Below are 22,377 nucleotides of genomic sequence, written 5' to 3'. Positions count from 1 at the left end.
TCCACTCTAATCCTATTACGTTTTTTTGCTATCTTACTAAACAAATCATACAACTAGCCATACACGAACACGTTCTCAATTCATGACTGATGTTAGACATGAAATAAGTCTTAAGTTGGCTGATTTCTTCTGATTTTTTCAAGGCTTCTTCTTGCGACTTTTCTTTATCACGTCTTAGCTTTCTAAGTAGATTGGTCATCGACAAGGATAAAAAGACAACCTCAAAACCAGAACCAAATTTGGCACTATTCAAAGTGTAAAAATTATTTGGAACCAAGCTTAAATTGTTCATTACAAAACCCAGTAATCCAACGACCAAAAAGAAAATTCCGAAAGAAAAATAAGGGTCAATGGATATGCGCTTGTACTTCATTGTAAAGACGGTTACCAAAATCAACAACAAACTAATCAATCCGTTGACATTACTGATTGAATACACCAAAGCCAAAGTGTCTTGACTAATAAAAGTCATAATTAAAAGGATGGTTAAAACAAGATAAACCCCTTTGAACACTTTTTTAAAAGGCTTTAAAAGGGCACTAACATTTAAAAAATATTCACAGTACTTCAGCAAGAAAAAATTGGATAACAATGCTGTAATTAATACCGCTCTACTATTCAAATAGCCACCATCTGGTAAAATATACTGGTAAATAAATCCGTCTAAAGCGGCTTGCATAAATCCGATAGAAAACACATAAAACCCATAATACAAAAAGGTTTTGTCGCGAAGACTTGTATAAAAGAACAAATAAATTACACCTGCTAATAGCAATAAGCCATAAAACAACCCTAAAAACAGTTGTTGCTTATAATTCATAATCCAAAACGATGTTTCATCATATAGGATTAATGGGATATTTATAGTTTCACCATCACTTTTTAAATGCAAGTAATAGTCTAAAGTCGTATTTGGCTTCAGTTCAATTTTAAAAACGGTAAGCCTATGTTCCAGTTGGCGCTCAGAAAACGGAATTTGATCTCCACTTTTAAAAACTGATATATCACTTTCAGAAACTTGATATAAATCTGCGACATCGGTAATTGGCCGTCCTGTTTCTAGATAATAGGTTTCCTTTGCCTTAGAACTATTCTCAAGTGAAAACTTGATCCAATAATGATCTTGGGTAAAGCCGACACTGTGGTTTTCAGATTCAAGATTTTTAAACCGTAAGGAAGCGTCTGCTATAATATCTTGAGCAGAAAATTCTTGTTGCTCTGCTTTAGCATACTGAGCAAATTCATAAAGTTGTCCGTTACTGGTTAGGGGATTGTAGGCTTTGTTTTGGGCAAATAAGCCTAAGCCTAATAAGTAGGTGATTAGTAGTAGTCGTTTCATGTTGGGGCATTTAACTTGTTGAAACTTACGAAAAAAAAGGTGAAACCAGTTTATTCAAGACCTTGTTATTCGACAAAACACTTGGTTTTAGTGCTGTAATCCTTATTTACTCGTTGAAATACAATTGCTTTTTTACAAAAAAGAGCTGTTTTAAGCTAAAACTAAGGCTAAAACAAAAAACCCATGCTTTGCATAGGTTTTCTGAGTGATGTGGAGCATATCGGATTCGAACCGATGGCCTCTACGCTGCCAGCGTAGCACTCTAGCCAACTGAGCTAATGCCCCAAGATTTATTTCAATCCGCTCAAGACCAATACTGGTAAACTTGAACTGTGGAAGTCCCTTTTTAAGATGGTATTACTTTCCCATAGTTTTGAGAAAAAACCACGTTTACGCCTTACCACAACTAGCAAGTCAGGACTGTTATTTTTATAATGTTCTAATACACCTTGATAGGTTGTCGCATTTTCACTTTTGGTCGTGTTCGTAATTAAACTTTTTAAGTCGTCATTCAAATCAAAATCCCCTTCATTATGAAAAGGGGTCTTAACCAAAAGTAAATTAACCACAGACTTAAACTGTTCCTTTATAGCCTTTAATGGATTTAGAGCATCTTCTCTTCGAATGATAGCAGATTTTAAGGCTACTAGAATCTTAACGATAGGCTTATAGACATAACCTTCAGGAACAATTAATGCTGGAATATTGGTCTGTTTGACAATCTTTCCAGATGTCTTTCCTAAGTAAACCTCATCCTTAATGGAGTTTGTTCTTGGCTCCAAAAGAATCAAATCTACATCCAAGGCTTTACATGCCAATTCTATCGTGTCGATAAGCTTTCCTTTAAAGGTTTTGATACTAATATCAACACCCTTGCTATCAACTTTACTGACATGTCCTTTTAAAAATTCTAAGCTTTCACGTTCTAAAATATGGTCAACTTTTATCAAAGTCCCAGACTTTGTATATACATTGTAAATCTGAACCACGTAGAGCTTAGCTCCAAATGCCTTGGCAAAATCTACAGCATATTGCAAATGGCTTACCGCATTTTTTGATGACCCAACTGGAACTAATATCGACTTCATAAACAAATTATTAAAACTAATTTTGTAAAAGTGTTTGCAAAGGTAATATTAAAAATGATACGAAAGGCAACTGTAAAAGATATTGAAACGATTTTAGGCATTACTAAGGCATGTGCCAATCACATGATTACAAACAATATCTACCAATGGAATGACGAATATCCAAATCGAACGGTCTTCGAAAAAGACATCCTAAGAGATGAACTTTATGTTCTTCAAAAGGATGCTGAAATAATTGGTTGTATTGCGCTTTCTACGCTTATGGATAAAGCGTATCAATCTGTTTCTTGGTTAACGCCTAACACAAAACATATCTATGTTCATCGTTTAGCGGTTCACCCAAGTCATCAAAGTAAAGGTTTTGCCCAACAGCTTATGGACTATGGAGAAGACTTTGCAAGAAAAAACAGTTATTCATCCATTCGTTTGGACACTTTTTCAAAAAATGACAGAAACCAAAATTTTTACGAACTTCGTGGTTATCAAAAGTTGGGTGCTGTTTATTTTCCAAAGCAAAGCAAACATTCTTTTTTTTGTTATGAATTAGTCCTTTGAAAACCGATATCACACTTAAAAACATCAATAAACTAGCCATTCCAGCATTGATTGCAGGTGTAGCTGAGCCCATTCTATCCTTGACAGATACCGCCATTATTGGAAATGTTGATTACAATGCCGCAGAATCTCTTGCTGCAGTAGGCATTGTAGGAACATTCATTTCAATGCTTATTTGGGTGTTTGGGCAAACTCGAAGCGCTATTTCCTCAATTGTATCGCAACACCTTGGTGCGAATAAACTAGATCAGGTTAAAAACCTTCCTGCCCAAGCCATACTTATAATGACGTCTATTAGTGTGCTTATCATTGTTTCAACTTGGCCTTTTGCAGCACAAATATTTAAGCTTTACAATGCTTCGAACCTGATTTTGGACTATAGTGTGGAATATTATCGAATTCGTGTGTTTGGTTTTCCTTTTACCTTATTTACAATTGCCGTGTTTGGTACGTTTCGCGGACTTCAAAACACCTTCTATCCGATGATTATTGCTATTATTGGTACGATTGTAAACATTGTGTTGGATGTGATTTTAGTTTATGGAATTGAGGGAATAATTGATCCGTTGCACATCAAAGGTGCCGCCTATGCCAGTGTGTTTGCGCAAACTGTAATGGCATTGCTTTCTGCATTGTATTTGCTCAAGAAAACCGATATTTCATTACGAGTCACCTTTCCTTTTAACAAGGAAATTTCAACCTTTGTTTTGATGGTTGTGAATTTATTTATCAGAACCTTGGCTCTTAACGTCACTTTGTATTTTGCGACACGTTTTGCAACGGCCTATGGCACACAATATATTGCGGCTTACACCATAGCTATCAATCTCTGGTTTTTAGGTGCTTTTATTATTGATGGCTATGCTAGTGCTGGAAATATCTTATCTGGAAAGTTTTTAGGTGCAAAAGATTATAAAAAACTTGTTGAGTTGAGTAACTTTTTGATTAAATGTGGTGTGGTTGTTGGCATTATTCTTGGTCTCGTAGGTTTGGTGTTTTATAAATTTACTGGAACCATTTTTACACAGGATCCTGCCGTTTTAAAAGAATTTTATCAGGTCTATTGGGTTGTCTTATTGATGCAGCCACTCTGTGCGTTGGCCTTTATTTTTGATGGCATGTTCAAAGGGATGGGAAAAATGAAATTCCTTCGAAACTTACTGTTGTTGTCTACTGGTTTGGTCTTTATCCCATTGTTGTTTTTGCTGGATAGCTACGGATTAAAACTTTATGCTGTTTTCATTGCTTTGACCTTTTGGATTATCGCCAGAGGAATCCCTTTAATCATAAAATTCAGGTCCCAATTTTTATCGCTTTCACAAAAGACGTAACTTTGACTTTAATTTAGCTGAACAGCCCATGTTTCAATTGTATATTCAACAAGATTCCTCCGCTCAAAATTCGGGTTACGAAATCGGTTATGCTATTGGACAAAATTTACCTTACCTCATTATATTGGTAATCGCATTTATTCTGTTCAGATATTTCAAAAACAAATCAAAACAATAGCCTATGGATATTATGTCTTTTTTAAGCGGATCTGGTCTTTTTCTTATTTTAGGAATTGTTCTTGTCGTAGTGTACTTTATTAATCGTAATAAAAGACGTTAATGAGCAATATTCGAATTACAAAACAATTCTCTTTTGAAACGGGTCATGCCTTGTATGGTTATGATGGAAAATGTAAAAATGTACATGGTCATAGCTATCGATTGGATGTGACGGTTATTGGTCAGCCTATTTCAGATACATCGCATGTAAAATATGGAATGGTCATCGATTTTGGCGATCTCAAGCGTATTGTAAAGGAAGAAATTGTAGACGTGTTTGATCATGCTACGGTTTTCAACAAAAACACGCCTCATGTAGAATTGGCAAAGGAATTGGAAGACAGAGGTCATAATGTTTTGTTAGTAGATTATCAGCCTACCAGTGAAATGATGGTAATTGATTTTGCTGAAAAAATTAAACATCGTCTTCCAGATAATATTACATTACATTCATTAAAGTTACAGGAAACAGCAACTTCTTACGCTCAGTGGTTCGCTTCAGATAATGACTAATCCAACGCACATAAAAATCCCAGAAGGAAAACGCATTTACTTTGCTTCAGACAATCATTTGGGAGCGCCAACCATGGAAGCTTCCATGCCTCGTGAAAAGAAATTTGTGGCTTGGCTAGATGAGATAAAAACAGACGCTGCTGCCATTTTTCTCTTGGGTGATTTATTCGATTTTTGGTTTGAATACAAAACCGTTGTCCCTAAAGGTTTTGTAAGAACCTTGGGGAAATTGGCTGAAATTAGCGATTCTGGGATTCCGATTTATTTCTTTGTAGGCAACCACGATCTCTGGATGAATGGCTATTTTGAAAGCGAACTCAATATTCCTGTATATCACAAGCCGAAAGAATTCATTTTTAATGACACCTCGTTTTATATTGCTCATGGCGACGGTTTAGGACCATACGATAAAGGTTACAAGCGTATGAAAAAGGTATTTACAAATCCTTTTTTTAAGTGGTTGTTTAAATGGCTTCATCCTGATATTGGCGTTAAAATCGCTCAGTATTTTTCTGTCAAAAACAAACTGATATCCGGTGATGAAGATGCTACATTTTTAGGCGAGGATAAAGAATGGCTTGTCTTGTATAGTAAAAAGAAACTTGAGGAATCACATCGCGATTATTTTGTGTATGGTCATCGTCATTTGCCTTTGGAAATTGAATTGGAAAACAACTCTAAGTATATTAATCTTGGTGATTGGATTCAATACTATACCTATGGTGTTTTTGACGGAAACCATTTCGAGTTGAAAATATATAAATAAGTACTACTCCTCTTTTTCATGTGCTTCTAAATCAGCTGATAAATCCAATCGTCTAAATGAAGGTGAAACTGCAGCAGTTGTAATGACTGTAATCAATGTCATTGTACCTCCAAATACCACAGCTGTAACCGTTCCCATAAGTTTGGCAGTTAAGCCACTTTCAAAAGCACCTAACTCGTTTGAAGATCCAACAAACATGGAGTTTACTGAAGATACACGTCCACGCATGTGGTCTGGCGTTTTAAGTTGAAGAATCGTTTGTCTGATAACCATCGACACACCATCAAAAACGCCACTAAAAAACAGTGCTGCTACCGAAAGCCAAAAGACAGTTGATAGACCAAAAGCGATGATGCTCAACCCGAAACCGAAGACAGCAACGAGTAATTTGACACCTGCTTTTTTTACGATAGGAATATAAGCCGTCACCAACATGGTCAAAAACGAGCCAATATTTGGTGCTGCCACCAAAATACCAAAACCTTCCGGACCTACTTTCAAGATATCAGTAGCGAAAACTGCTGCCAAGGCAATAGCGCCTCCAAACAGTACTGAAATCATATCTAAGGTTAGAGCACCTAAAATTGCTTTCGTCTTAAATACAAAAGACACGCCTTCTTTAAGGCTTTTGGTTACAGATTCTCCTATATTCGGATTGAGAATGGGCTTTCGCTTAATTTGATAAAGCACCATTAAAGAAAACATAACCAATCCGAAGACGATACAAAGCGACCAATGCACACCCATTTGTTCATTTTCTCCAAGCCAACCAATTGAAAAGCCAGCAAAAGTGACACCCAAAACTCTTGCCATTTGCCATGTAGAACTGTTCCATGTTGCGGCATTTGGATATATTTTTTTGGGTACAATTAAAGCTACTAATGAAAAAATTGTTGGTCCAAAAAACGATCGCAACAAGCCTCCAAAGAACACTAAAGCATATATGCAATAGAGTATTTGTTTTGTAGACCAGGTTTCAAAAATACTTGGAGAGGTAATCCAAAACAGTCCAAAACTAATCAATGAAAACAGTATAATACAAAGCGCCAAAAGATTTCGTTTTTCTTTTTGATCAACAATATGTCCTGCAAAAAGTGCCATACTTAATGCTGGAATAATTTCCATAAGACCAATTAAACCAATGTACAAAGGATCTTTGGTGATTGCGTAGACTTGCCATTCAATAATTATAAACTGCATAGACCATGCAAATACTAAAGCAAAACGAACCAATATAAAGAGGTTAAATTCTCTATATCGAAGCGCAGCATAAGGGTCTTTCTTTGGCATTTAATTAAAAATCAATTTAAACTCAACGCGTCTATTCAAGGCGCGCCCTTCGTCCGTTTTATTACTAGCAACCGGAAAACGGTTTCCATAACCTGTTGCTGTTATTCGTTCTGGTCGCAGTCCTTTGGAAATTAAGTACAAGGCAACTTCTTTGGCACGAAGCAAAGATAGTTCGTCATTACGCTTTTGAATACCCACATCATCTGTATGCCCATAAATTTCAATCTTTAAGCGCTTGTTCGCATTAAGATAATTATACAATTGATCTAATTCAGATTTGGAAGATTCCAATAACATGTGTTTATCAAAATCAAAAAGAACATTTTGCAGAATATATACTTTATCATTCTCCAATATTTGGTCGTTTTCAGTGATTTGTGTTTCAGTTATTGATGTCATTTTACTTTGTAGAGGCTCAATGCTTACATCGTCAATATAATAATAAGAAGCATCTGGATCTTTGGTGTTTTGGACCTTGATTTTTGAAATTTTACTGTTCCTATCAAAATTTCCAATCACAAAATTAGTTTCAAATCCTTTAGCCTCATATTCAAATGTGATTTTTTCCCAATTTGCTTTTTCAACGTAAAAATTCTGACTATTAATCAACACAAAATAACTCTTCGGAACATCGCTTAAAACCTTATTCAAGTTGATATATTCATCTGAACTCTGTTTAAGAGGCTCATCCAAAAACAACACACCAATATCCTTGATTGCATGACTACAATTTTCAGCTAAACTAAGGTAAAATGTGATGGTATACTTGTTCCCCAAAGTCAATGGGCTGGATAAGGTTCCTTGCAAATATTCACGGTAATTTTCTGGAGCCATGACATACATGCCAGCAAAGCCATTTCCGGATTTTGGTTTTTGTTCTCCAAAAAAGTTAATGTTACCAACTGTTTCGCTACAGGTATTAAAATAATCTGTCGAACCAAAATTTGGAGTGCTCCAGTGTATGACCTTATGATTAAAGCCTCCTATGATTTCAGGGCACGATTTTTTTTCCTCAAAACTAGAGTTCTCAACCAAGTTTTGAGAAAAAGTCAATTGAACAGATACAATTATTAAAAGACTTATTTTTTTCAAAAGGTTTGTCTTATTTAATGTCACGTAATTTTAACTGAAGCGAGACATTGCCATTCCAGTGATTTTCATCAATAGAATAAACAGCACTAAAAGGTACGTTATTTTGAATCAAATTGAGTTTGTCTCCTAAGTTAAAACCAATACCGACCATACTGTACTGATCTTGACGTACTGTTAAACGAAGATGTTTGTTGTCTTCGCCAACACACTTACCATATCCAGTATCTCTTAAATTTTCAGTCATAAATATTGGTGTCATGTTACCTGGACCAAAAGGTGAAAATTGCTTGATAATTCGATAAAACCTTGGCGTGATTTCAGACAAAGAGATTTGTGTGTCGATTTTAATTTCTGGTGTTAGCAAGCTTCGGTCAATAGTGTTTGATACCTCATCTTCAAAAGCCTGTTTAAATGCCTCATAGTTTTCTTCCTTTAAGGTTAAACCTGCAGCATATTTATGACCTCCAAACTGTTCAATATGTTCACTGCAAGCTTCCAAAGCATTATACACATCAAAGCCTTTAACCGATCGTGCTGAAGCTGCAAGTTTATCACCACTTTTGGTAAACACCAATGTTGGTCTGTAATAGGTTTCGGTCAATCTAGACGCCACAATACCTATGACACCTTTGTGCCAAGATTCATGATATACCACAGTAGTCACTCGATCTTCTTCTTTATTAGATTCAATTTGCGCTAAGGCTTCTTCTGTAATTTGTTGATCGGCTTCTCTCCTATCTAGATTGAATTTGTTAATGTCGATGGCATACTCAGCGGCAAGGTTAACATCTGTTTCAGTTAAGAGTGTTACGGCATGATTCCCGTGTTTCATACGTCCAGCAGCATTGATTCGAGGTGCAATGATAAATACAACATCAGTTATTGTTAGTTGCTCTTTCTTGACTTCTGCAATTAACGCTTTGATGCCAGGTCTTGGGTTTTGATTAATAACTTGTAATCCGAAATAGGCCAATACACGGTTTTCTCCTGTGATAGGAACAATATCTGCACCTATAGCTGTAGCCACCAAATCTAAATAATCAATCAAATCTTCAATGTCTAAACCATCATTTATGGCCAAAGCTTGAATCAGCTTGAAACCAACACCACAACCGCAAAGTTCTTTATATGGATAGTCGCAATCGTCACGTTTCGGATCTAAAACCGCAACTGCATTTGGCAATTCATGTCCTGGCCTATGATGATCACAAATGATAAAATCAATCCCTTTTTCAGAAGCATAATTAACTTTATCGATGGCTTTAATACCACAATCCAAAGCAATAATCAAGGTGAATTCATTGTCTTCAGCAAAATCAATTCCTTGGAATGAAATGCCATAGCCTTCTTCATAACGATCAGGAATGTAAGTAGCAATACGATCTGATTTGGATTTTAAATAAGTCGCCATTAAGGCCACTGAAGTCGTTCCGTCTACATCATAATCACCATAGATTAAAATATTTTCCTTATTGAGCAATGCTTTTTCAATTCGAGCCACTGCCAAATCCATATCTCGCATTAAAAAAGGATTGTTTAAATCCTTTAGACTTGGTCTGAAAAAAGTTTTGGCGTCATCATAATTTGTAATACCGCGTTGAGCCAACAAAGTTGCTGTAATTTGGTCAACCTGAAGCGCTTCTTGTAGCTCGTCAACGGTCTTAGAATCTGGTTTCGGTTTAATCGTCCAACGCATACACTAATATAGAAAATTTTCGCTATATTTCATGGTAAAGTATCTCTATTTTTACATCGGCGAACTGTCGGAACATTTCCATGACACCACAATACTTTTCCACGGAAAGATTGACGGCCTTTTCAAGTTTGCCCTTATCCAATTGATCGCCATAAAAATGGTATTCTACATTTACCGAATGGTAATATTTAGGATGTTCTTCTGTCAATTCACCATAAGTATCAATTCTGAAATCGGAAAATTTGACTTTCATCTTTTTAAGAATAGAAACTACGTCAAGCCCAGTACAACCCGCTAAAGAGGATAACATTAAAGCTTTTGGTGACAAACCAGAATTATGACCTCCATGCTCTTGCGAGGTGTCCATGAGTAAGGTTTTTCCACTCGGATTGTCTGAATCAAATTGCATATTACCTTTCCAATGTGTGATGACTTTGTGAGACATTTGTGAATAATTTTTCGTTTATTGAATACTCAAAAATACTTTAAAAATTACACTTATGGCATTAGTCACTCCTTTATCTCCAGAGCATGATTTGGAAACCAAAAAACTTGCTGAATTCTTCAATGAAACCCTTGGTTTTTGTCCAAACTCAGTTCTTACAATGCAACGTCGTCCAGCGATTAGCAAGGCTTTTATTCATCTCAATAAAGCGGTTATGGCCAATGAAGGTCGAGTGACTTCTGCACTTAAACGTATGATTGCATGGGTAAGCAGTAATGCTACAGGGTGTCGCTATTGCCAAGCCCATGCTATAAGAGCTGCTGAGCGTTATGGTGCCGAACAAGAGCAATTGGACAATATTTGGGAGTACCGAACACATCCGGCTTTTTCTGAAGCCGAACGCGCTGCTTTGGATTTTAGTTTAGCGGCCAGCCAGGTTCCAAACGCAGTTAATGCTGATATAAAAAAACGTTTATACGAGCATTGGGATGAAGGAGAAATTGTGGAAATGCTGGGTGTCATTTCCTTGTTTGGATATTTAAACCGTTGGAATGATTCTATGGGTACCACCATGGAAGAAGGTGCTATTGAAAGTGGTAACCAATATTTAGGAAAGCATGGTTTTGAAGTTGGTAAACATGATGGCTCCCAATATTGATTGGCTTTCAAAAGGCAATTTAAAATCGATCTTTTAAAAAACTTTCTATATTTGTAGCACAAATGAACAGAATAATAGTACATAATGCACCTAAATCACTGATGTTTCAGTGGGATTATCGAGGAACAAGTGAATTGGTTTCCATCGATAAAGGACGTTATGTGATTGTTTTGAATCATTTTTGAGCAATGAATTAAACCAAAATTGCATAAAACAGAAAGCGTCCAAGGTATTGGGCGTTTTTTTTATGAAAAAAAATTAAAAAAATTTGAAACTTTTTGAGAACATATAAAAATAGACATTGAAAAGTAAGCAATTGGGAAACAAACATTTGCAAAAAAAGATGTGATTCTGCTTAAGGCGGACAGGCATCGTATTGCCTGAAAATTAAACATAATTAATTGATTATCAGTGATTTAATTTAAGTTTTGTTTGGATAATAAAAAAATTGATTTCATATTTGCATCGCAGAATTAAAGCAATCTGCATTATAAATAATTTAATAATAGAAGCCATGCTAAAACATAAAGTAGCATTTCAAATTTTGAGTAATGACCTAGAGTCATTCATCAGGCTTCGGTACATTCTGTAAATCACTTTCCAGAACATCCGAAGCAAATATCAACTGTTTCGGATTTTTTATTCCTATTTAGTTTAGAATAACTCTATCTGATCAGTTTTAAAACGAATTGCTCTTGAAGCATAAAATTAAAACAGAAAGGAGGTCCCATTATGGCAACACATTTACAAAACTTATACTTGTTCAGAGCTATGGAAGCTTATCCATGGGAACTGGAAAAAGCTGTTGAAGCCTTAAACTATGCTTTGTCATACGATCCCGAAAACTTTAAGGCTTTGCAGTTAATGGCAAAAGTACATTATGAACAATTGGGTGATAACGAAACAGCTAAAAGCTATTATGAAAGCGCCTTGGCTAGTAGAATGGATATCCCTGAGATTTATCCAGAGTATATTCGTTTTTTGATCAATAATGATGATTATGATGAGGCACAAAAGCTTATCGATTTTGCCAAAACCGTAAAAGGTATAGATAAAGCTGGCATTGTTTTAACTCAAGCAGAATTGTTTGAAAGTTTAACCTTGTTTGAAGAGGCTGAAAAATCCTTGAAAACGGCAAAGCAATTGGCCTTGAACAATGATTTTATTAGTTATGTTGATATGGTATTGACTCGTGTAAAGAAAAAGAGAAAAATACAAGCCAATGAAAATAGAATCATTGAACAACAGTCTAAAAAAGAGCAAGAAGCCAATAAAACGAATTGGTTTCAAAATAGACTGAATAGTTTATTATAGCATTCTCCTGTGGCTCTTTCAGGAGAATCTTAGGGAATTCGTCAGTGTTGGAGAGCTGAGGCAGATTGTAAATCTGTCGTGTTAATCACCTAGAAGGTTCGACTCCTATTGAGCTTACAAAATTAACCTGTGGTGTAATGTAACACACAAGATTTTGAGTCTTGGATTATAGGTTCGAACCCTATCAGGTTATCAGGGCTATGGCTTCTAAATGTTGAAAGTTTCTCTCAGTACTAGAGAAATAGAGGGTGAAACATAGAAGCCATACAGAGTGTCTATAGTGTAATGGCTCGCACAAGAGGTATATCCTCTAAGATCAAGTTCGAATCTTGATAGACACTCACAACCGGAACAGTAGCAAAGTTGGTCAATGCACCAGATTGAAATTCTGGCGATACAGGTTCAATTCCTGTCTGTTCCACCATAAATGTTCATTGACATACAATGATTTCTGAAAAATGAAGTCATTGGTTAAAAAAATGTCACTTTTAGTGACGAGGCGGCTTATCGTCTTTAGATAAACTTGGCAACAAGGATAAATCTGTTTGCAGGCACTATAAATGGAGACTGCTTTGAAAAACGTAGTACAGGTAAGCAAGCAACAAACATAAATCACGAAATGAAAGGGGCGACCGCTGATTCAGATTAGGATCTATAGCCAATAGTATTGGAGGCTTGAGATGGAGACATCAATAGGAAAAGTTGTAGTAATGGGTTACGTGGAGGTCATCCAGCCTTGCGGAGCGTGTTGCAGTATTAAAGTTACCCGATGGGAAACCATTCGGTAGCTTAACATGCCGTGTGTTGGGAAACATGCATAGAGAAGGTTGGTATTTTGTAGGCAAAAATCTACGAAGCCATTTCCGAAGCCCTTCTCCTAGGTCAAGACATCTTAGAGGTCTAGGTTCGAGTCCTAGAAAGAAGATCATATTTCTTTTAGCTCAACTGGTAGAGCACTGTACATTTAATACAGGGATTAAGCAAAAGACTTCGGGCATTACAGCAGCTAGTAATTGCCTAAACCCATTGCAATATATGGGACTGTAAAGGCTGCAAACCTTTACAGTGTGGTGAACATTCTAATAGGCCGCCTCAAGAGAGGACGTCTATGAATGGTGAGGGAGCCAACCCTCGTAATTGCAAAGCGTGGCAAAAAAGCCTCTATGCAAGCCAAGTCTAAGTCGCCGAACGGCTGTAATGTAATTAGGCATCGGACAAGTACGTAATTCCCTAGCAGAGGGAAGCACGTGGAAAACTAGGGAAGGGCTACGGCTATAATCCTAGGAAAGCTTGTCTAAAAGCGAAGGTATTCCCAGATCGCTTTTTAAAATATCAAGCCAGTCTTGTTGGGTGTTTCGGTATAGCACTATTGTATCATAGGTTGCAGCAATGCATCACAGTATGATGTTCAACTGGACTTGGAGGTTTGACTGTTGACCAAACAATAGTTACTAAAGTTCTGTGGGTTCGAGTCCCACTATCCGGTTCGGATATGGCGGAAATGGTAAACGCACTAGATTTTGGTTCTAGCGAACAGACATCCTGTTACGATGTCCTTTAACAGCGCAGGTTCGATTCCTGCCAAGGCACCCAAAAGTTAAGTCCTTGTAGCTTAGTGGTTAGAGCACTACACTTAAAATGTAGGTTTAAGACAAGCTGATCATCTTTTAAAACTGATCCCCATGCAGTTGGTCAAACTGCTCCAACAAAAATGACAACATAGTAGATTGTTACATCGGCTTTTGATACAAACCTAAGTGTTCAAATACAAGCAGTCGCCGATGTACCTTGACATACTTAATACATGCCAATGAGACCATGGCTTGTTTTGTGATTAAACATCAACTCTGAACAGTTCCTGTTCAAATTGGAGTTCCATTACCTAACAAAAAATGCGACAATTGGGTTGCTGAGTGCGTCCGTATAGAGGAGATGATGGACAATCTGCTGTGTTTTTAAAATTATGGTTTGCGAGAAGGATAGCAGCGACATCCTTTTGCCTAGGCAAAAGATATAGCGAATAGCCTGTTTTACCGAAACGATAGTAACGGTAAACTCGCCCAAAATATACTTCAGCAACTAAAGCAACCTGTCTTTAGGGTTGAGGTCGGCAACCCTTCCGTTACAAGTTTTGCCGGGTCTGTAGTAGACAACAATGAATGTGTAATTTAAATTTTTAAAACGATGAAACGCGTAAGAATTAATGCAGGAAAAGTCGGTTTGGTTTTCAAAAATGGTGATTACCTTAAAGTACTGACACAAGGGACATACTGGCTAGGTTTCAACCAGCGTGTATTGATCTATGACCTTACAATGACATTTCAAGCTCCAATAGCGTTAGACATTTTATTGCAAGACAAAGCGCTAGTAAGCTTGTTGGATGTTGTTGAGGTTAAAGACAATGAATTGGTATTGGTTTACGAAAACGGTCTTTTTAAAACTATACTCGTAGCTGGACGTTATGCGTATTGGAAAGGGTTGATTGAGCGTGAATTTGTTCGCGCTGATTTGAGCAAGATCTACATAACTGAAAAAATTGACAAAGCACTCTTCAGTAATTACGAACTTAGCAAATACATCAGAACCTTTGAAGTGGCGACCTATGAAAAAGCCGTGTTGTTGGTTGATGACGTCTATACCAAAACCTTAACTGGTGGTACCTACCGATTCTGGAGAAACGACACGACCATCAAGATCGCAAAGGCCGATATGCGTCAGTTGCAATTGGAAATCGCTGGTCAGGAATTGTTGACCAAAGACAAAGCTGGAATCCGTATCAACTTTTACACCCAGTACAAAGTTACTGATATTGAAAAGGCCTTGTTAGACAACAAAGACTATGAAAAGCAATTGTACATTAGCATGCAATTGGTGTTACGTGCTTACGTTGGCGCCTACACTTTAGACGAATTGCTAGAACGTAAAGACAATATTGCGGAAGCCGTATTTGAAGACGTTAAAGCAAGTGCTAAAACCTTAGGTGTTACGGTGTTGAACTGTGGTATTAGAGATGTCATCCTTACAGGTGAAATGAAAGAGATCATGAACCAAGTTCTCATTGCACAAAAACGTGCTCAAGCCAATGTAATTACCAGACGTGAAGAAACCGCGTCTACACGTAGCTTGCTGAACACCGCAAAATTGATGGAAGACAATACCATGCTTTACAAGTTAAAGGAAATGGAATATGTTGAAAAGATTGCGGAAAAAATTGGTGAGATAACGGTTTCTGGTAACGGAAACATGGTTGCCCAATTGAAAGCGATTTTCTCTGGAAACTAAGTTGGTGTGTTTTTAATGCGCTGGTGTCAAAACTGGCGCATTATTTCTTTCCAGCAACCACAATGACAATCTCTCCCTTTGGAGGTTTTTTGGTGTAATAATCTAATATTTCCTGAGCTGTTCCGCGAACTGTTTCTTCATAGAGTTTTGTTAATTCCCTTGACACTGACACTTGTCGGTCTTCGCCAAAATACTCGCTAAAATGCGTTAGAGTTTTAATGAGTTTGTGCGGACTTTCATAAAAAATCATGGTTCTGGTTTCTTCGGCTAAAACTTGTAAACGTGTTTGCCTTCCTTTTTTAATGGGTAAAAAACCTTCAAACACGAATTTGTCATTTGGTAATCCAGAATTCACCAATGCAGGAACAAACGCCGTGGCACCTGGCAAGCATTCTACTGGAATATCATTTTCAACGCAGGCTCTGGTCAATAAAAAACCTGGATCGGAAATCGCTGGTGTACCAGCATCACTTATCAACGCAATACTTAATCCGCTTTTGAGCTTGTCAACAAGACCATCAACCGTTTTGTGCTCGTTGTGCATGTGATGACTTTGCATGGGAGCACCAATATCAAAATGCTTTAACAGCTTTCCTGAAGTTCGTGTGTCTTCAGCAAGAATCAAATCGACATTCTTAAGAACCTCAATCGCTCTATAAGTCATGTCTTTTAAATTTCCGATAGGAGTTGGTACAATAAAAAGTTTTCCCATGAATTGATAATAATCTTTTCAAATTTACAATCTTTAGTCTATATTGACGCAACCATTTATTAGATTTCACATCTTATTTCAAAGTGAATCATATGCCTAAAAACCTGTTTTGCCTTATTTTATTTGTCTGGCTTTCATGTATTCAAGGCATCTCACAAACTACAAATCTGGGTGTGTTGGTAGAGGCTCAAAACACAAGTAACTCAGATGTTTCTCAAGTACATATTTATCAAGAGTTTCAATATATAATCACAATTCTCAATTCTGGTGATTTAGTTGAAAACGCAACTTTTACGCAGTCTATTAGCCCAACTATTGAAGTCACAGGATTTGAATATCAAAATCCGTCAGGAGGCGCTGGAATAGTCACTGATTTTTTTTTAGATCCCAACACAAATGAGTTATCCGGTACAATTTCAACGCTGCCTTCAAGCTCAAGTATTGAGGTCAAAGTTTCTGTAGTTGCACCTACAGAGGTAGGTGGTGTAGCTACAAGTGTTACTGTATATCCTCCCGAAGGTGTTTCTGATGTTGATGAAACCAATAACCAGTCCATAATCTCTATTGACATTACTGATGTAGACATCGATTTTATTGTTGAATTAAATCAAATATCTCCTTTAGAAGGGACTCCTATAAATGCTTGGGGAGACGATGTGACCTATCAATTTACAATTACGAATAACAGCGCTATTGCTTTTCCTCTGGAATCCTTTAAAATGAATATGCGCAGTAATCCTGTAGAAAATGGAGAGCCAGATTTACAAATTCAATCCATAACCTGTCTTAACACCACCAATGGTGTAGAATGCCCTGATGACATTCCATTCGAAACAAGCCTCTATACTATAGATGCTGGAGAAGAAATATTTGAGTTTGGTGATTCAATTGTTTTTCCAATTGATGGCACAATCACCATTGAAGTTGTTGTGAAATTTTTTGAAGGTGATTGCGCTGAAACTCCAGATGTTATAAATATCGAGAGCAATGTTGAAATGGAATTGAATCATGAAAACCTCTCATCGAATCAATCTAATCTTGTCAATACACTTCTTTTAATTCCTGAAGCTTGTTTGGTAACCGATTTGGCTATAATTACAGAAGTTATTCAACCATCTGGAGGCGGTATAAGTGATTGGAGTGATGTTGTCATTTTTGAAACAACTGTATATAATCTGGGAACGTTTGATGTATTGACCCATTTTTTTCTACAGAACCTAACCTCAAACGCTGGATCATGGAATATTATTAGCGTAACCTGTACTGAAACAACTGGAACATTAGACTGTAGCGATGTGACTTTTAGCTTAAACGGCAACTCCTGGAACACCAATAATTTTGATTTTCCTCCAGGATCAACCATTGTTGTTGAAACCGTTTTGAATTATGTGGAACCAGACTGTAGTCCAAACCCAACCTTATATACATCTCAAACAAGAAGTGCAATTAACATTATTCCAGATGATGTAATAGATATTGATTACAGCAATAATTTTGATGATGATTATGTGGTTTTAATTCCTGTAGAGCAATGTCCTTTTTCAGATATGACTGTTACAAAAACTCAGGTTAGTCCCGAGTTGCCCTTAGGAGGTTCAGATCAAGATCCTATGCCTTGGGGTGATGTAACCTATGAGATTACAGCAAGCAATATTGGAGACGAAGACACCTTTATGACCTTAACAGATGTATATAGTAGTGTTGAGCCAGGTTCTGTTGGTGTCTTAAGAAGCGTAGAATGTGTCTCGGCTTCAGGTGGAGCTAACTGCGGAACCATTTCTATTCAAAATATCGATATTGAAATCGATCAAGCTTCAGAAGACCAGACATTTTGGGAAATCACTCAAGAAGATGGTTGGTTTATGCCTTCGGGAGCCACTGTAACGTTTCGAAGTGTGCATTCCTGGATTCCGAACTGTGATGTGGATCCAATCCCTGTAATAAATACTGTTAGTGTTGGATCCTTTGATGGCGTTCCTGATGGAAACAGCTCCAATAATACGGCTTCGGTTACAACCTTTTTCACGCCTTGTGTTGATTTACTTATTCAAACCTTTCCATCCGTATCTACCATTCCTATTAATTCCAATTTCAATTGGGTTGTTGATATTACCAATAGCAATAATAGTTCAGCAGCTATAGATGCGGCATTTTCAAACACTCTTAATTCAGTATTTACTATCGCTGGTCCACCAACATGTCAGATTGAAAATGGAAATGCTACTTGTATCAATAGTTTTGATGTTACTGGTTCTACGATAAGTGGAACAATTCCTTTTATTGATGCTGGCTCAACCATTAGAATTTTAATTCCTGTTACCGCTCCAAGCTATGGAGGTGTTTTCAATAATACTGCTGAAGTCTTTCCAAGTGCCATAAACAATGAGGAGATTACGCCTGGAACCAATGTTTCTATTAGTAGTGCTCAAATTATTTCTCCTGTCCTTCAAAAAAGCTACAATCCAGAAACCATCTATGTTGGTTATGAAAGCACCTTAACATTTACGATTCATAACTTGGCAACAAATCCCTCACAAACTGAAATTTCATTCACCGATAATCTTGGCAGTTCCATTTATTTAACTGGTATGCCTGAATGGGTCGAGTCTAATGGTTGTACAGCAACATTTTTGGGAACTGTTGGAGATCAATTTGTGGGTGTGACCGATTTAGCTTTCCCTGAAGGTGTTGATAGTTGTACGTTCTCAGTACAAGTTACTTCAGATTCAATAGGTTCTTATGTGAATGATCATTCGAATTTTACAAATCAAAACAATATTGATACCACACAAACAACAGCAACCTTAAATGTCTTGGAAGACACCACCAATGTTGATATTCAAGTTTTAAAGAGTGTGTCTCAGCAAACCGTGTCCTTATTTGATGAAGTTTCATTTCTGGTAAGTGCTACAAACATTGGAACAACTTCGGCAACAAACATTGCGCTTTTTGAAGACCTCCCAAGCGGTTACCAGTACCTATCGCATTCGGTTAGTTCAGGAAGCTTCAACAACGGTTCCAATATTTGGAGCATTCCATTGTTAGACCCTAACCAGTCTGAAAGCTTAACGCTTAATGTTCGGGTTGTATCAAATGAAAACTTAACAAATACCGCTCTATTAAATTCCGTCAATGAAATAGATAGAAATGATAGCAATAACAGTGCTTATGCCGAAACAATCGTGAACAATTGCTTGGATGTGTCAGAAGGCTTGTCTCCAAATGGCGACGGTTCCAATGATGTGTTTTACATTCCTTGTATTGAATTATACCCAGAGAATCGGTTAGATATCTATAACCGTTATGGTACTCTGATTTATCAAACGCGTGATTATAAAAATGATTGGCAGGGAATTGCAAATAGAGGCCTTCCACAAAGTAACAAACGGTTGCCTGTCGGAACGTACTTTTACATCTTACAGGTTTCTGATGACACCAAACCAATTGTAGGTTGGGTATATCTCAATTATTAAGCAAACTTACGCTCGACTGCTTCTAAAAAACGACTTTCCAAATCTTCTTTTCCAGACCAATCATTATAATCTGGTTTTACAATATCATTGATAAAGCGTTTTGCATCATCAAATGTTTGGGTGGTGTTTAGTTGAGATACGACGCGGTCGTAATCTTCAGACTGACCGTTGAACAAGTGCTTTATGTATGCCAGTTTATCATTTAAGCCAATGTTTAATGTGCCTGTTTTAAGCTTGTCATTAAGAGAGGTGCGTTTATTGGCTTCAGAAACCGGTTCAAACTCTGGAATCTCCTCAAAACCTGCAGTGATATCTTCTATATGAGTTTCCTTTGGGTTTTCTCTAGTAATAGTGGCTTTAACCACCTGATCACCTTTAGATTCATCTTCAGGCATCTGAGCCACCATATCCTTTATTTTTTGCATCACAGGCTCATAAATTTGATCATCTTCTTTTTCATCAAGATTTATATAAATACGATCTTCAATCTCAATGTTGTCGCTTACTTTATTGTTAAAAGCTGTGTCTAGCATCCCAAAAAAGGAAGAGTTACTTCCTATCGTAGGCAAATCGCCTTCAAAGTTTTCATTTGCAAACTTAAGCACACTTAGTTTTTCATATAAAACAGCAACCTCAGCATGCATTTTTGCAACATCCTCCTTGCCTTTCAGCTTCAATATTCTATGTGCAATGCTTATTAATTCAGATTCTAACTTCTTCTTCATAACTTTTATTTTTAAAACGAATTAATGCTTTTGTTTTTTAATAAATTTACGCCACCTTTATGCAAAACGGACGAACCGTTTACTTTAGTGTTAAAATTACAAAATGTTTCTTGAAAATACAGTAAATCACAAAGAACAATTTGGATGGATAGAAGTGATTTGCGGCTCAATGTTCTCTGGAAAAACAGAAGAATTGATCCGCAGGCTCAAGCGCGCAAAATTCGCTAGACAAAAAGTAGAGATCTTTAAGCCTGCCATTGATGTGCGTTATGATGAAGAAATGGTAGTTTCTCACGATTCTAATGAAATACGTTCCACACCTGTTCCTGCTGCAGCAAACATTCCTATTCTTGCAGATGGCTGTGATGTGGTGGGTATTGATGAAGCCCAGTTTTTTGATGATGAAATTGTGCGCGTCTGCAATGATCTGGCCAATAAAGGGGTACGCGTTATTGTTGCTGGTCTTGATATGGATTTTAAAGGAAACCCTTTTGGTCCAATGCCAAACTTAATGGCTACTGCAGAATATGTAACTAAAGTTCATGCCATTTGTACACGAACAGGAAATCTTGCTCAATATAGTTATCGAAAATCCAAAAGTGACAATTTGGTTCTTCTCGGTGAAGTTGATGAATATGAACCTCTAAGTCGGGCTGCATTTTACAAAGCTATGCTTCGTGATAAAGTGAGAAACATGAAGGTTAATGATGCTGAAGAAGTGACCTCCAAGAAAAAAAATTCCAATGCCTAAAGCACAGGAAACCATATTGGAAATCGATTTAAATGCACTGAAGCACAATTTTGAATACCTTAAGTCGAAAGTTTCAAAAAACACTAAGGTCTTAGCTGTGGTTAAAGCATTTGCTTATGGAAGTGATGCCAATACCATTGCCAATTATCTACAAGATTTAAATATTGATTATTTTGCTGTGGCCTATACTTCTGAAGGTGTTGCACTGAGAAACGCAGGAATTAAAACGCCAATAATGGTACTGCATCCACAAGCCGTAAACTTTAAAACCCTTATTGATAGATGTCTTGAGCCATGTTTATACAGTGCAAAGGTGTTAAACGAATTCATGGCTTCAGCTCAAGATCAGAAACAATCTAATTACCCTGTCCATGTTAAATTCAATACCGGTTTGAATCGTTTGGGATTTTGGGAAAATGATGTCGAGTATATCGTTCAAAGACTTAAAGCCACAAATGCCGTTAAGGTAAAATCTATATTCTCACATCTAGCCGCAAGCGAAGACTTGTCTGAAAGAGAATTCACGATAAATCAAATAAAGACCTTTAAAGGTATTGCTGAAAGTTTTTCAAGACAAATCGGCTACCAACCTCTATTACACATGTGTAATACCTCAGGGATTTTAAACTATCCTGAAGCCCATTTCGATATGGTAAGAACTGGCATTGGACTCTACGGTTTTGGGAATTCAAAAGAAGAAGACAAAAACCTAATACCTATTGCTACTTTAAAGTCTATCATTTCCCAAATCCACCTCATTGAAAAAGGAGAAAGTGTGGGTTACAACAGAGCTTTTATAAGTGAAAGGACTACGCGAACAGCTACTATTCCAATTGGTCATGCTGATGGTATTGGGAGGCAATATGGAAAAGGTAAAGGCTTCGTCACCATCAACAATAAGCAAGCTCAAATTATTGGTAATGTTTGTATGGACATGATCATGGTTGACATTACTGATATTGACTGTAAAGAAGGGGATGAGGTGATAGTTTTTGGAAAGCAGCCCTCAGCAACCGAGTTCTCTAAATCAGCCAACACCATATCCTACGAAATTATTACTGCTATTTCACAACGTGTAAAGCGCTGTTTTATTGGAAATTAAAGCGCTTCCCGTTAAAGATGTGACTT

19 protein-coding genes and 2 tRNA genes are annotated in these 22,377 nt (G+C 37.0%); 12 read left to right on the top strand and 9 right to left on the bottom strand.

The features are described 5' to 3' along the window. Positions 1-28: 28 nt before the first annotated feature. The 3 genes from AB9K26_RS12115 to AB9K26_RS12105 all read right to left on the bottom strand — a co-directional run bounded on the left by AB9K26_RS12115 (position 29) and on the right by AB9K26_RS12105 (position 2,427). Positions 29-1,339: a 7TM diverse intracellular signaling domain-containing protein gene (locus tag AB9K26_RS12115; RefSeq protein WP_369972819.1), complete on the bottom strand. Its 1,311-nt coding sequence runs from the start codon at positions 1,337-1,339 to the stop codon at positions 29-31. A 211-nt stretch (positions 1,340-1,550) separates the two neighbouring features. Then, positions 1,551-1,624 (bottom strand) — tRNA-Ala (locus AB9K26_RS12110). Positions 1,625-1,629: 5 nt separating this feature from the next. Further along, positions 1,630-2,427, bottom strand: coding sequence for a universal stress protein (locus AB9K26_RS12105; protein WP_369972818.1), 798 nt, complete (start codon positions 2,425-2,427; stop codon positions 1,630-1,632). 54 nt (positions 2,428-2,481) lie between these two features. Between AB9K26_RS12105 and AB9K26_RS12100 the strand changes: the two genes are divergently transcribed. From AB9K26_RS12100 to AB9K26_RS12085, 4 genes are all read left to right on the top strand, one after another. After that, positions 2,482-2,982: a GNAT family N-acetyltransferase gene (locus tag AB9K26_RS12100; RefSeq protein ID WP_369972817.1), complete on the top strand. Its 501-nt coding sequence runs from the start codon at positions 2,482-2,484 to the stop codon at positions 2,980-2,982. Then, positions 2,979-4,313, top strand: a complete 1,335-nt coding sequence (locus AB9K26_RS12095) for an MATE family efflux transporter (RefSeq protein WP_369972816.1) — start codon at positions 2,979-2,981, stop codon at positions 4,311-4,313. The genes AB9K26_RS12100 and AB9K26_RS12095 overlap by 4 nt, the downstream gene beginning before the upstream one ends. 279 nt (positions 4,314-4,592) lie before the next feature. After that, on the top strand, positions 4,593-5,045 hold the full coding sequence (locus tag AB9K26_RS12090) for a 6-pyruvoyl tetrahydropterin synthase family protein (protein WP_369972815.1): 453 nt from the start codon (positions 4,593-4,595) through the stop codon (positions 5,043-5,045). Positions 5,046-5,055: 10 nt separating this feature from the next. Beyond that, complete coding sequence (locus AB9K26_RS12085; RefSeq protein ID WP_369973092.1) at positions 5,056-5,811, top strand: UDP-2,3-diacylglucosamine diphosphatase; 756 nt, start codon at positions 5,056-5,058, stop codon at positions 5,809-5,811. Positions 5,812-5,814: 3 nt separating this feature from the next. Here AB9K26_RS12085 and AB9K26_RS12080 read toward each other — a convergent pair whose 3' ends face one another. The 4 genes from AB9K26_RS12080 to AB9K26_RS12065 are packed head-to-tail and all read right to left on the bottom strand — an operon-like array spanning position 5,815 to position 10,334. Next, complete coding sequence (locus AB9K26_RS12080; RefSeq protein WP_369972814.1) at positions 5,815-7,101, bottom strand: MFS transporter; 1,287 nt, start codon at positions 7,099-7,101, stop codon at positions 5,815-5,817. Then, positions 7,102-8,193 (bottom strand): OmpA family protein, encoded by a 1,092-nt coding sequence (locus AB9K26_RS12075; protein ID WP_369972813.1) that lies wholly within the window; start codon positions 8,191-8,193, stop codon positions 7,102-7,104. Positions 8,194-8,203: 10 nt separating this feature from the next. After that, positions 8,204-9,889 (bottom strand): single-stranded-DNA-specific exonuclease RecJ, encoded by a 1,686-nt coding sequence (gene recJ, locus AB9K26_RS12070; protein ID WP_369972812.1) that lies wholly within the window; start codon positions 9,887-9,889, stop codon positions 8,204-8,206. A gap of 22 nt (positions 9,890-9,911) precedes the next feature. After that, positions 9,912-10,334, bottom strand: coding sequence for an OsmC family protein (locus AB9K26_RS12065; RefSeq protein WP_369972811.1), 423 nt, complete (start codon positions 10,332-10,334; stop codon positions 9,912-9,914). A 55-nt stretch (positions 10,335-10,389) separates the two neighbouring features. Here AB9K26_RS12065 and AB9K26_RS12060 point away from each other — a divergent pair, with 55 nt between their 5' ends. From AB9K26_RS12060 to AB9K26_RS12040, 5 genes are all read left to right on the top strand, one after another. Then, positions 10,390-10,992, top strand: coding sequence for a carboxymuconolactone decarboxylase family protein (locus AB9K26_RS12060; RefSeq protein WP_369972810.1), 603 nt, complete (start codon positions 10,390-10,392; stop codon positions 10,990-10,992). A 62-nt stretch (positions 10,993-11,054) separates the two neighbouring features. Continuing rightward, positions 11,055-11,177 carry a hypothetical protein gene (locus AB9K26_RS12055; protein ID WP_369972809.1) on the top strand — a complete coding sequence of 41 codons (123 nt, stop codon included), beginning with the start codon at positions 11,055-11,057 and terminating at the stop codon, positions 11,175-11,177. Between the two features lie 547 nt (positions 11,178-11,724). Then, positions 11,725-12,306 carry a hypothetical protein gene (locus AB9K26_RS12050; protein WP_369972808.1) on the top strand — a complete coding sequence of 194 codons (582 nt, stop codon included), beginning with the start codon at positions 11,725-11,727 and terminating at the stop codon, positions 12,304-12,306. Between the two features lie 348 nt (positions 12,307-12,654). Further along, a tRNA-Phe gene (locus tag AB9K26_RS12045) sits at positions 12,655-12,730 on the top strand. Between the two features lie 1,760 nt (positions 12,731-14,490). Further along, positions 14,491-15,588, top strand: coding sequence for a slipin family protein (locus tag AB9K26_RS12040; protein WP_369972807.1), 1,098 nt, complete (start codon positions 14,491-14,493; stop codon positions 15,586-15,588). Positions 15,589-15,628: 40 nt separating this feature from the next. On the opposite strand, the gene rsmI is transcribed toward AB9K26_RS12040, so the two are convergent. Then, positions 15,629-16,300, bottom strand: a complete 672-nt coding sequence (gene rsmI / locus AB9K26_RS12035) for a 16S rRNA (cytidine(1402)-2'-O)-methyltransferase (RefSeq protein ID WP_369972806.1) — start codon at positions 16,298-16,300, stop codon at positions 15,629-15,631. A 92-nt stretch (positions 16,301-16,392) separates the two neighbouring features. Between rsmI and AB9K26_RS12030 the strand changes: the two genes are divergently transcribed. Next, complete coding sequence (locus AB9K26_RS12030) at positions 16,393-19,773, top strand: gliding motility-associated C-terminal domain-containing protein (RefSeq protein ID WP_369972805.1); 3,381 nt, start codon at positions 16,393-16,395, stop codon at positions 19,771-19,773. On the opposite strand, the gene AB9K26_RS12025 is transcribed toward AB9K26_RS12030, so the two are convergent. Continuing rightward, on the bottom strand, positions 19,770-20,498 hold the full coding sequence (locus tag AB9K26_RS12025; RefSeq protein ID WP_369972804.1) for a hypothetical protein: 729 nt from the start codon (positions 20,496-20,498) through the stop codon (positions 19,770-19,772). The genes AB9K26_RS12030 and AB9K26_RS12025 overlap by 4 nt on opposite strands. 103 nt (positions 20,499-20,601) lie before the next feature. Between AB9K26_RS12025 and AB9K26_RS12020 the strand changes: the two genes are divergently transcribed. Continuing rightward, positions 20,602-21,249, top strand: a complete 648-nt coding sequence (locus AB9K26_RS12020) for a thymidine kinase (RefSeq protein WP_369972803.1) — start codon at positions 20,602-20,604, stop codon at positions 21,247-21,249. Beyond that, entirely contained in the window at positions 21,242-22,351 is a 1,110-nt protein-coding gene (gene alr, locus AB9K26_RS12015; RefSeq protein WP_369972802.1) for an alanine racemase, read from the top strand. Before AB9K26_RS12020 ends, alr begins: the two co-directional genes overlap by 8 nt. The last annotated feature ends 26 nt before the right edge of the window (positions 22,352-22,377 follow it).

Origin of the sequence: Psychroserpens sp. XS_ASV72 (assembly GCF_041224425.1) — a bacterium.
Taxonomy (GTDB): domain Bacteria; phylum Bacteroidota; class Bacteroidia; order Flavobacteriales; family Flavobacteriaceae; genus Psychroserpens.
Note: the sequence above shows the minus strand (reverse complement) of the source record. Positions and strands in the feature narration are given on the sequence as shown.